Annotated in this window: 8 protein-coding genes; 6 read left to right on the top strand and 2 right to left on the bottom strand. The window is 44.5% G+C overall.

The annotated features are described in order from the left end of the window. Window positions 1-263: 263 nt before the first annotated feature. Window positions 264-1,232 carry a hypothetical protein gene (locus AAEY72_RS07755; RefSeq protein WP_194619961.1) on the top strand — a complete coding sequence of 323 codons (969 nt, stop codon included), beginning with the start codon at window positions 264-266 and terminating at the stop codon, window positions 1,230-1,232. A 162-nt stretch (window positions 1,233-1,394) separates the two neighbouring features. Here the strand turns inward: AAEY72_RS07755 and AAEY72_RS07750 are convergent, their stop codons facing one another. Continuing rightward, entirely contained in the window at window positions 1,395-2,036 is a 642-nt protein-coding gene (locus tag AAEY72_RS07750; protein WP_194619959.1) for a cob(I)yrinic acid a,c-diamide adenosyltransferase, read from the bottom strand. Window positions 2,037-2,299: 263 nt separating this feature from the next. Between AAEY72_RS07750 and cysS the strand changes: the two genes are divergently transcribed. From cysS to pdxH, 5 genes are all read left to right on the top strand, one after another. Beyond that, complete coding sequence (cysS, locus tag AAEY72_RS07745) at window positions 2,300-3,736, top strand: cysteine--tRNA ligase (protein WP_502945358.1); 1,437 nt, start codon at window positions 2,300-2,302, stop codon at window positions 3,734-3,736. A gap of 183 nt (window positions 3,737-3,919) precedes the next feature. Continuing rightward, entirely contained in the window at window positions 3,920-5,914 is a 1,995-nt protein-coding gene (locus tag AAEY72_RS07740) for a mechanosensitive ion channel family protein (protein WP_352310114.1), read from the top strand. A 697-nt stretch (window positions 5,915-6,611) separates the two neighbouring features. Beyond that, complete coding sequence (gene guaB / locus AAEY72_RS07735) at window positions 6,612-8,084, top strand: IMP dehydrogenase (protein WP_352310113.1); 1,473 nt, start codon at window positions 6,612-6,614, stop codon at window positions 8,082-8,084. A gap of 196 nt (window positions 8,085-8,280) precedes the next feature. Continuing rightward, window positions 8,281-9,648: a phosphoglucosamine mutase gene (gene glmM, locus AAEY72_RS07730; protein ID WP_352310112.1), complete on the top strand. Its 1,368-nt coding sequence runs from the start codon at window positions 8,281-8,283 to the stop codon at window positions 9,646-9,648. 239 nt (window positions 9,649-9,887) lie between these two features. Then, window positions 9,888-10,541 (top strand): pyridoxamine 5'-phosphate oxidase, encoded by a 654-nt coding sequence (gene pdxH, locus AAEY72_RS07725; protein WP_352310195.1) that lies wholly within the window; start codon window positions 9,888-9,890, stop codon window positions 10,539-10,541. Between the two features lie 298 nt (window positions 10,542-10,839). Here the strand turns inward: pdxH and AAEY72_RS07720 are convergent, their stop codons facing one another. After that, entirely contained in the window at window positions 10,840-12,117 is a 1,278-nt protein-coding gene (locus tag AAEY72_RS07720) for an HlyD family secretion protein (RefSeq protein ID WP_352310111.1), read from the bottom strand. Window positions 12,118-12,175 lie beyond the last annotated feature (58 nt).

Below are 12,175 nucleotides of genomic sequence, written 5' to 3'. Positions count from 1 at the left end.
ATCTTTGCTACTGCTTAATTCTCATTAAAAATTCTGTACTGATGATATAAGTATGTATTTGTTATGTTTTTGCAACCAAACGCGGCTTTTGGGTACAATGTTGGACATTATTTGTACAGTAGGGAGTTACACTAATGACCATCCTATTCAAACACCGTATAATAATCTGATTTTCAAATCTATCGCGGCAAATGTTGCGATCTGAATGTCAAATACCGTCCATCGCAGGCGGTAAGCATTAGTAAATTGGGAGTAAATTGAGTATGAGCGTAGCAAAAAGCAAGTGGATCAAATGGCAGCACGTTGCGGGTATTAGTCTGATATGTGGTTTGGCCGTGACAGGTTGTGATCGCTCAGATAAGGACGATAGCGCTGAAACGACAGCAGCAACGGCAGATCAACCAGTGACTGACGATAACGTAATCGCTCCTGCCGTCAGTTGTGATGATCCGCTGGTACAAGATCGCTTGAAATCCACGCTGAAAAACACGCTCAATCAGCAAGCCCAAACGTTGGCTGCCAATTATGCCAATGAGGCAGAAATCAGTCTAAACGGTGGTGTTGTCACTGACAAAATCAATGGCATTATTATCGATGTGCAAAATGCTGCGATCTTACAAGAAGCCAATAACAATGGTATGACGACTTGTCAGGCAAGCGTTAGTATGACTTTGCCAAGCGAAGACTTATATCAAGCAAGTCAAGTACAAGCGGCTGGTAACCAACCAAGCTTGCAGTCTCGATTAGCGCAAAACAATATTCGTATCAATAATAATATGCTCGTTGACGACGCTTTTACGTATGTCGTCGGCACTCAAGGTGGTCAAGTTCGTACCCGTATTGCTGGACAACCGGCACTATTGACTGTTGTGGCAGATGTGATGGCAGGCTCGGTGTTTAAGTCAGCGGTTGATGAGCAGCGCGCTCAACAGGCTGAAAGTCGCCGTGACGCTGCACAGAACAATAACAACGATCAATCAGCGCCAACCCGTCAGCCAAGAATAGTGACGCCAACCGCCCCTGTTCGTCCAGTAGAGCCTGCTACGCCGCCGACCATTAATAATCCAAGCAGTAGCCAAAGCAACAGTCAGAGTAGCGCTACAGAAAACAACCAAGCCGCCGCGGCAAGTGCTGACGCCAAAAAGCCAGCAACACAAACAACGCCAAAGTTAGTGCCTAATGATGACAGCATTGATATGGTCATCGTCGAAGATGATAGCGCTACATATTAAGTCGTCAAGACGAAGCAGTTGCTAATAGCATCTCAAAAAAGCCCGCAACTTTTACGCTGCGGGCTTTTCTATATGAGCTATTGGCTTATCGATAGAGTGGCATATAGCCTCATATCGCTGTGCTGTGCTGTGCTGTGCTGTGTTGTGTTGTGTTGTGAGTGATTATTTATCATTAGTGAAATTTTGCAAGACCTGACTGTCCCACAGCACTTCAGAGACTTGGGCAGGATCGGTGCAAAAACGCGCCGCGACGAATAACCAATCAGATAAGCGATTTATAAAGCTAATCGCAGTACCGCGAATGGCTGGTGGACGTTGTTGCTGTAAGAGTACCGCTTGGCGCTCAGCACGGCGACAAACAGTACGCGCTATATGCAGCTGACTGACCAATAGTGAGCCTGTCGGTAGAATAAAGTCTTTTAACGGTGGTAAGGTCGTGTTCATCGCGTCAATTTGTTGCTCCAACCATTCGATATGAGTGGCATTGACACCTTCATATTCTGGCATGGCCAACTCGCCACCGATATTAAATAATAAATGCTGAATAATGACTAAGGCTTGAGCAAAGTCTAATTCCTTTTGCTGTTGTAAGCGTTCAGGCAACTGCTGTTGATTTGCGTTTTCATTATTATGGGCAGCTTGTGCCAAGTGCGCGCGTACCAGACCGATGTGTGAGTTGAGCTCATCGATATCACCCATCACGCTAAATAGGTTGTCGGCTTTACTCACGCGGCTGCCATCTGCCATACCGGTACTACCATCATCTCCGGTGCGTGTATATATTTTGCTCAAGCGATTGGCCATTTCTACATCCTTAGCGGTTTTTATCATTGAATAGGGTTAGTTGTGCGCTCATTGTAGTATTTTCCGGCTGATTTCGCTAAGATAATGGGTTAAGTTTTATAAAGTGATTATTTTTTATAAAGCGGTAACTTTTAAATTTATCATCTCATTAGTCGCGGTTGGTGGCTAATAGTACGGTACTCATATTTTATCGTCATCTCAATTTATCTATCTTGTTCTAATTAAAAGGCTTTTATACCATGACCACACCTCTTGCCGATGCGATGTCTCAGCTTGCCATTTATGATTCACTGACTGGCGGTAAACGTCAGTTTGTACCACTCAAAGCCGGGCAAGTAGGTATGTATGTATGTGGCATGACTGTTTATGATTATTGTCATATTGGTCATGCACGCATGATGATTGGCTTTGATATGGCAGTACGCTGGCTGACGCAATTGGGCTATGACGTCAATTATGTGCGTAATATCACCGATATCGATGACAAAATTATCACGCGCGCTGCCGAAAATGGCGAAGAGATTGGTGTATTGACTGAGCGTTTTATTAAAGCGATGCACGAAGACTTCTCTGCACTTGGCTGCTTGACGCCTGATGCCGAGCCGCGGGCAACTGACCACATCGACGAGATGCAGCAAATGATTGAGACGTTGGTTACTGGTGACTACGCGTATGCTGGCGACAATGGCGATGTTTATTATGCCGTGGATAGTTTTGCTGACTATGGCAAATTGTCCAAGCGCAATCTTGATGATATGCAGGCAGGCTCGCGCGTCGATGTCGAGAACGATAAGCGCAATCCGTTTGATTTTGTATTATGGAAAGCAGCAAAACCTGATGAGCCACAATGGGCGTCACCATGGGGTCAAGGGCGTCCAGGCTGGCATATTGAATGTTCGGCGATGTCGACCAAGTGCTTGGGCAATACTTTTGACATTCATGGCGGTGGTCATGACTTACAGTTCCCGCATCATGAAAACGAGATTGCGCAGTCTGAAGCAGCGACTGGCTGTGAGTATGCACGTAATTGGATGCATGTTGGTTTTATCAATGTCGATGGCGAAAAAATGTCTAAGTCATTAGATAACTTTTCCACCATTCGTGATGTCATTGCGCACTTCCATCCTGAAACGTTGCGCTTTTTCTTATTATCCAGCCATTACCGCAGTCAGGTAAATTTCTCTGATAGTGCCTTGGAAGAAGCGCATAATAGCCTAAGCAGATTATACAATACCTTAAAGCTGGCTGAACAGCAAAAAGGTGAAGCATTGGTAATCAATGAGGCGTTAATAAACGACGCTTACAGTAGCACGGCTGGCCAAGACTTCATTAAAGCCATGAATGATGACTTTAATAGCTCGACGGCAATTAGCGTGTTGTTTGGGCTGGCCCGTGATATCAATAAAGCCATCAAAGCTGAAGACGTGGCGAGTGTTTGGCAATGGGCGCAGCAGCTCAAAGCCTTGGCACAGGTATTAAATGTACTACAGCAACCAGTGTCACAGTTCTTACAAGCAGTCGTCGGTGATCAAGCAGATGACGGGTTAACTGATGCGGTTATTGATGGTCTAATCATTGAGCGAGCAGAGGCTAAAGCCAATAAAGATTTTGCGCGTGCCGATGAGGTGCGTGAGCAATTAAAAGCGGCAGGCATTGAGCTTGAAGATAGCCGTGCTGGTACGACTTGGCGCCGTGCCTAATGCTGTGCTTAATAGTGCTTTGCTCAACATAGATGGTATCAACCATAAACTACGTCAACTTACCTCACTTTTATCCTCATTTTTAAAATGAGGACACGCCCTAATAAATTAAGTCAGCATTGCGCTGGCTTTTTTTTGTAGACTGCATTAGGTTAGAAACACACTGAGGCCAAGATTTCTCTTATGCAAAATTTCCTTCATTCTCTAGACACTACGCACGTTAACAACGTCAATGATAAACCTAACACTATTTACGATGTTGGTGGCAGTGCTGTGCGCCATCATAGTAGACTGACACTTTTACTCAGCATGCTGGTTATGGTATGCAGTGTGTTTTATCTTCCTGCGACAGCGGCTACCAACAACGATACGGCAGTCGAAAATCAAAGCGATGCACTAAATACTGTGCTTGCGAAGCCAGAAAACTTGGCGAATTACACGGCACAGAAAATTGAACAGTTTAAAAAAGAAGGCATTAGTGTCTCGGAAATTGCAGATGAGGTCGTCAATCCTTTAGATAAGGATGCAGTACAACAAGCAGGTGTACTGCAAGGAGATGCGGGTCTCACTGGTGATTATAACGAAAGCTATTATTCCTTAAACAAACTAAATGCAGGATTGCCACCGCTCGCTGAACCGCCAAATTTATCCACGCCGCTTGCCACCTTAGAATTTTTTCAGTCAGCCGTCATGAAGCAGCAGTATGATTTGGCCGCTTACGCGCTCAATATGAATTTGATTGATGGTAAGTTGCAGCGTAGTCGGGCGATAGATCTGGCTAAACAACTTGATTTTCTGTTGATTGAAAAAAAGCTCTATGTTTTTGATGAATTGCCAGATCGTCCTGACGGTTTGATTGAGCCACCGCTTGGTAGCACGAACAGTATTCAAGGCATTCCTAGACGCTCTATCCAGCTTGGTTATATCGATTATCGTGAGCGCCGTGTACCCATACATCTAGAGCGTGTGCGCGTTGATGATAGTGCGCCTTTTTGGATATTTTCTGCCCAAACGGTTGGTAATATCGATAACCTCTATGAGCAATATCATCCTGCAAAGTTTGAGCGTTATTTACCAGCGTGGACAAAATTACAGTTGTTTAGTATCGCCATCTGGGAGTTTTTAGCATTACTTGTTTTCTTCTCTTTTACCATGGGAGTGGGCTGGTTACTCAGTAAAGGTGCTGGCAAGCTTCTCAATTGGTATGTCAAAGATAAAGCCGGCAATCGGCTGAGTACGCTCCACCATAATAGCGTGGAAGATTTGGTCAATAAGCTGACAGTACCGCTAACCTTTACCATCAGCTTCTCATCGGTATTTACTTTGGTGTCGGGTGGCTTTCCTTACTTGGATGCAGTCGCTTCCTCTATACGTCCGATTATTTGGATTGGATTGGTCTTTAGCGCCATGTGGCTCGGTATACGTGTTATCAACTTTTTTGCCAACCGCTATCAAGATATGCAGATTGAAAACCTAGGAGAGGAGCAGTTTGACAAAGTGCGCCGTCGTCGAACTTATGTATCGATATTTCGCCGCGTCTTCGTATTTGTCATGGTGTTGGGCAGTATTTGGATAGGTCTGAGTGAGTTTGCCAACATGGAAGGCTTTGGCAAAACCTTAGTGACTTCGGCTGGCATTGCTGGCGTGGTCATTGGTATCGCTGCTCAACCAATACTGGGTAACATCATTGCTGGAGTACAGGTAGCAGTGACCCAGCCCGTACGAATTGGCGACAGTGTGATAATGGATGGCAACTTTAGTACCGTTGAAGACCTGCGTTACACTTATGCGGTACTAAAAACATGGGATGAACGTCGATTAATCGTGCCGATGCGCGAATTGATCACCGAAATGGTAGAGAACTGGTCGCATACAGAAGTACATCAGACCTGTCCTGTGTTCTTATATATCGATTACGGCGCAGATATTGATGCCATTCGGCAGCAGTTTATTTCGGTGGTGAAAGACAACAAGCTTTGGGACAACAAGACTGAGCCTGAAATATTTGTCGTTGAGGTGACTGAAAAGACTATTCAACTGCGTGGCGCTGTTTCAGCGGTAGGCCCTGTAGAAGCATGGACACTGGCCTGTGAGATACGTGAGCAGATGCTTGATTATTTGTACCGTGAACAAAAGCACTATTTACCAGCTGAGCACCTTGTATTGAGACAAAAGTAGTCAATGTCTATTAGGGTCTGTTGAACATTCAAATATTAGGACTGCTGATCGCTAAAATCGCACCAAACCTTTTATCAAATCAGGCGCAAACCGACGATAATGTCTAGACCTTAGCTAGGTTTATAACAACGTTTGGGTTGATTTTAGTATCAGTCCCAAGTATACAAGCAGGGGCAGGGCTATTTTTTGCCAATACATGGCGAAATTGTCTAACCTAGAATGACTAGGCGTCAAAAATTTCACTGCGTATTGTCTAAAAAATAGCCACTGCCAGTTCCACATCTTAATGTTCAACAGACCCTAGTTTGACGCTTAAAAAAATTGAATGCACAGCGTCACTATCGATAGACAGCTGTGAGTAAAACCCACTGACAAATATAACATGCGATTTGCTTGCTTATTTGTTATAATATGGCGTTATTTTTAAGGGATAACTGAGCGATTAAAGATAAGGCTGCGCAGTATTTGCGTTTTCTTACCACTGATAAATCAATAGCAGTTTTCTAGTGTCTTTATTTGATGACAAATAATGTTTGATTATAAATAACGACTGGTACATTGCTTATTATCTAAAGCTCTATGATTCAAAGCCTTTAACAAACAAGGGTTGAACGTCGTAAAGTCATAATGGTGATCTTGATTGATTGTCTTAATGCGAAAATCCCACCCATCAAAATAACCACCACTAGGGGTCTGTATGTTACGAATTGTCGATGAAGCCTTCACCTTTGATGACGTTTTATTGTTACCAGCCTACTCTGAAATCTTGCCAAAATCTGCCGATCTGTCCACGCGTTTGACCAAAAGTATCACACTGAATCTGCCGCTAATCTCGGCTGCTATGGATACCGTCACTGAATCTGAAATGGCTATCACCATGGCACAGCTGGGTGGTTTGGGTATCTTGCATAAGAGCATGGATATCGATAAGCAGGCCACACAAGTACGCCGCGTCAAAAAATTTGAAGCAGGAACGGTAGTCGATCCTATCACTGTGCATCCTGAAATGACGATTGGTGAATTATTAAGATTGACCCAAAGCAACAATATCTCAGGTGTGCCTGTAGTAGAGAAGGGCACGGATAAAGTCGTCGGCATCGTCACACATCGTGACTGGCGTTTTGAGACCAATCTGTCATTACCAGTTAGCCATATCATGACGCCAAAAGAGCAGCTAGTCACCGTGCAAGAAGGTGAAAGCAATGAAAACATCAAAAAATTGCTGCATGAGCACCGTATCGAAAAAGTAATCGTGATTGATGAAGAATTTCGTCTGCGCGGTCTGATTACGGTCAATGACTTTGCCAAAGCTGAAAACAACCCAAATGCTTGTAAAGATGAGCAAGGCCGCTTACGTGTCGGCGCTGCTGTCGGTACGGGTGCAGATACGCAAGCGCGCGTTGAAGCATTGATTGCAGCTGATGTCGATATTATCGTGGTCGATACGGCACATGGTCATTCAAAGGGCGTGATCGAAAAAGTCTCTTGGATCAAGAAAAACTTCCCTCATGTACAAGTTATCGGTGGCAACATTGCTACCGGTGATGCAGCTCTAGCGTTACGTGATGCGGGCGCTGATGCGGTAAAAGTTGGTATCGGTCCTGGCTCTATCTGTACCACACGTATCATCGCGGGTATTGGTGTACCACAAATCTCAGCCATTGATAATGTGGCCAGCGCCCTGAAAGACAGTATCCCATTGATTGCTGATGGTGGTATTCGCTTCTCAGGTGACATGGCAAAAGCCATCGCAGCTGGTGCTTCTTGTATCATGGTCGGCTCATTAATGGCTGGTACTGAAGAAGCCCCAGGCGAAGTTGAGCTGTTCCAAGGTCGTTATTATAAAGCGTATCGCGGTATGGGTAGCTTAGGTGCGATGTCAGGTCAGAATGGCTCATCAGATCGCTATTTCCAAGATGCCAAAGATGGCGTAGAAAAACTGGTTCCAGAGGGCATCGAAGGTCGTGTTCCTTATAAAGGACCAGTGGCAGGTATCGTGAATCAATTGGTAGGCGGTTTACGTTCATCAATGGGCTATACTGGCTGTGCGACTATCGAAGATATGCGTACCAAACCACAGTTCATCAAGGTGACGTCTGCGGGCATGAAAGAGTCGCATGTGCATGATGTGCAAATCATCAAAGAAGCACCGAACTATCGAGTGGATTAATTAAAACACTGTAGTCCTAAGAACGTCGATAGTCACTAACAGACAGTATGACAGTGACATCAGGATACAAACAGTCAACAATGCCTCGTCATTGTTGGCTGTTTTTTTTGTAAAATACACCAATAGATTATAATAACTATTGCCTTGCCTGCGCGTACGTCTGGCGTTTCATTTTTAGACTTGAGGAACATTTGTAATGAGCTACTTTGGCACTGATGGTATTCGCGGAAAATTTGGTGAGTTACCGATCACCCCTGATTTTATTCTAAAGTTAGGTTATGTGACTGGACTGGTGCTCATAGAAAATAATGACAATCCTAGCCGTAAGCCGAGCGTGGTCATTGGTAAAGATACTCGTCTCTCAGGCTATGTGATCGAAGGGGCGCTACAGGCCGGTTTTAACGCAGCAGGGGTCGATGTAAACATGCTTGGCCCATTACCAACGCCAGCTATCGCTCACTTAACTCGCAGCTTTCATGCAGATGCAGGCGTTGTTATCTCAGCATCTCATAATCCATACTATGATAACGGCATTAAGTTTTTTTCAGCTGACGGGAAAAAACTCACCGATGAGATGCAAACGGCGATTAATGACAAATTAAAAGCCATTATGAGCGACTCTAGTGGCAGCGATGTGCTCATGCCTATTCTTGATCCAGCACAATTGGGTAAAAATAACCGAATTAATGATGCTAAAGGTCGCTATATTGAATTCTGTAAAGGCAGCTTCCCTTATCAGTACGACCTAGCTCACTTAACAATCGTTGTCGATTGTGCCAATGGCGCAGGCTATAGCGTTGCTCCAAGAGTCATGCGTGAGCTTGGTGCCAACGTGATTGCTATTAATAATACGCCAGATGGTATCAATATCAATGCTGACTGCGGCTCGACCCATCCAGAGAGCTTGCAAAAAGCCGTACTTGAGCATGAAGCGGATGTCGGTATTGCCTTAGATGGTGACGGTGATCGTATCGTGATGGTCGATGAGATGGGTAAACTGGTCGATGGCGATGGCATTTTATACGTGCTTGCCACCCAAGGCAAAACGCCTGCGGTAGGAGTGGTTGGTACGCTCATGACTAACATGGGTCTAGAGTTGGCATTGAAGGAGGCAGGTATTGCCTTTACTCGTGCAAAAGTAGGCGATCGTTATGTCATGCAAGAGCTTGCCGCTCACGACTGGATACTAGGTGGTGAACCATCTGGGCATATATTATGCTTAGACAAGAGCCGTACGGGCGATGCGATCATTGCAAGCTTACAAGTATTGGCCGTTATGCAAGCGCAAAATAAAGCCCTAAGTGACCTTACAGAAGGCTTTGAAGTATTGCCGCAGAAGCTGGTCAATGTACGCTTATCTACCATGCAAGATCCTTTTGAGCATAAAGAGTTAGTCACCGCTTTTGATAAAGCACGTGCTACTCTAGAGGGTCGTGGTCGTCTTTTGATTCGTCAATCGGGCACTGAGCCGATGATTCGAGTGATGGTCGAGTCAGATGATGAGATAGAGTGTGATGTGATGGCCAATGATTTGGCTGAGCAGATTAAGGCAGTATTGGGCTAGGGCGTGTCTTCAATTCACTCGATAGTCATCTAAATGGGCTAAAAATGGCTAAATCTTGCCAAACATCGTCAAATAGCTGGTTAATATCCCGATATTATCTGCACTATTTTTCTTGTTTGACGGCAATTTATCTCATTTTTATCACCATTTTTGAAATGAAGATACGCCTTAATAGTCTCGATAAATGGGTCATTAAAAAGGGCTTAATAATATAACGCAATCAAGGAATAGTTATGAGTATGGACTTTACCGATCAACGTTTATCGTACGAAAAAGGCGCTCTTGACCAGCAGTCGATTCCTACATCACCATTTGAGCTATTAAAAAGTTGGATTAGCGATGCGACCGAGCAAAAAGTGCAAGAGCCTTATGCGATGAGTCTTGCTACTTGCGGGGCAGACAACAAGCCCAGCGTGCGTATTGTATTAATGCGTGAGATTACTGAGACTGGTGTGGTATTTTATACCAACTATGAAAGTGCTAAAGGTCAAGATATCGCTGAGAACCCCAATGCAGAAGTGCTGTTCTTTTGGCATGAGCTTGAGCGGCAAGTCCGTATCAGTGGTAGCATTGCAAAAATAGATGCCAATAAGTCAGCTACGTACTTCCAAAAGCGTCCACACGACAGCCAAGTAGGCGCATGGGTCAGCCAACCACAAAGCGGTGAAGTTGCTAACCGAGAAGTTATGGAACAGACCTTTGGCCAGCTACAAGCTGATTATCCCGAAAACAGCCAAGTGCCAACACCAGCGTTTTGGGGTGGCTATGAGATTACGATTCAACAAATTGAATTTTGGCAAGGTCGTGCCAATCGCATGCATGACCGTATTGTGTACACCCAAGATAGCAACGAGGACAATGCAGGTTGGACAACTAAGCGCTTATTACCTTAGACGTTAAATTAATAGGTGTAAGGCTGATAGATGTCAGCTTGTTTTAACGCTAAACAAAAAACCCTTTAAATCCCTTTATATTGGTATTTAAAGGGTTTTTTTATGCAGAGGCGTACTTAATATGCCTCAGTTTTTTGCTTTAATCTATAGTCAAGATACCCCAAAAACGCGACGATACTGATGATATCAATTTTTTGTAGCCTCTGTCTGCACAGGCACAGCAAGCAAGAAAAATTTATATCATCAGTGCGTGATGTATCGATATTATTTTTCACTGACTATAGTTTTTCGCTTTAATCTAGCTTTTTACTTTGATATTAGTATCTACATCGACAGAGACCGACATACCAGGACGTAATTGAGCAAGCTCAGCCTGATTTTGGTCTAAGTCAATGCGCACGGGGATACGCTGGGCTATTTTAATATAGTTGCCAGTCGCAGGGTTGGCTGCCCCTGCACTAAATTCACTACCAGTCGCTGGTGAGATATTGCTGACATGACCACTGAATTTGGCACCACCAAGCGCGTCAACATGGATGGTTGCAGGTTCACCAACTGCCATATTAGCGACTTGCGTTTCCTTAAAATTCGCGATAATCCAAACGCCTTTAGGAACGATATACATCAGCTGGGTGCCAGCACTAACGTATTGACCTTCTTTGACACTGACCTGACTCAACTGTCCCGCTTCAGGCGCGGTGATGATGGTATTGTCTACATTAATTTGTGCTTGCTTGAGACCTGCTTCAGCATTTTTTATGTTCGCGTCCAAAGAGGAGCGGCTGCCACTGGTTTTTTTGCGGTTTTCGCGAGCTGCTTGTAAGTTAGCTTCAGCTTGCTGGACGCCTGCCTGTGCTTGCGCAAGTTGTGCTTTTGTATGAGCAACTTCTGCCTTTGATACTGCGCCGATAGCATCCAAACCTTGATATCGATTGACATCTTCACGAGCACTTTCAACACTCACTTTGGCACTATATAAATCGGCTTCACGTGCTTCAATTTGTGCTTGGCTTGATTGAGTATCTTGAGTGTTACTAGAGCGGTTAGTAACGGCCACTTCTATATTGGCCTGCGCTTGCTCAAGCTGTTGACGGAAGCTACGATCATCAATTTTTACTAGTAAGTCACCCGCTTTTACGTTGGCAAAATCCTGTACGGCTACTTCGGTGACGTAGCCGGATACTTGCGGGCTAATAATGGTGGTTTGTCCTTTTACAAAGGCATTGTTGGTTTGCTGCACAGTAGGCGTGAAGGGTGGCAGCTTCCATGCATATAAAATCAATGCCACACCAATGACAATCATTACAACCAATAATCCTAAATTCAGATAGGATTTTTTCTTTGGCGACCAGCCAGTAGCCGCTGCGATAGGTTCTTTTGGTGGCATAGGCGTCTCATCACGTGAGCCTTTTTGTATGTCAGTAGCTGGATTTGTCTCAGAGGTATCCGTTTGCTCTATTGTAGGATTTTCGGCCTGATTGGTATCGGTATTTGACGCAATACGTGCGTCTGTTATGGGAGCATCAGTTGACGTCTGAGGTGTTTGATTCAGTTCACTGGGTTTCTTTTGGCTCATGACGCGCTCCTAAATGTTTAATTAGCAAATACTTAAACGGTGTGGCGATAAATCAACA

This window comes from Psychrobacter sp. W2-37-MNA-CIBAN-0211 (genome assembly GCF_040309405.1).
In the GTDB taxonomy this organism is placed as follows: domain Bacteria; phylum Pseudomonadota; class Gammaproteobacteria; order Pseudomonadales; family Moraxellaceae; genus Psychrobacter; species Psychrobacter glaciei.
The sequence above is the reverse complement of the archived record's forward strand: the minus strand, read 5'-3'. Positions and strand labels throughout refer to the sequence as shown.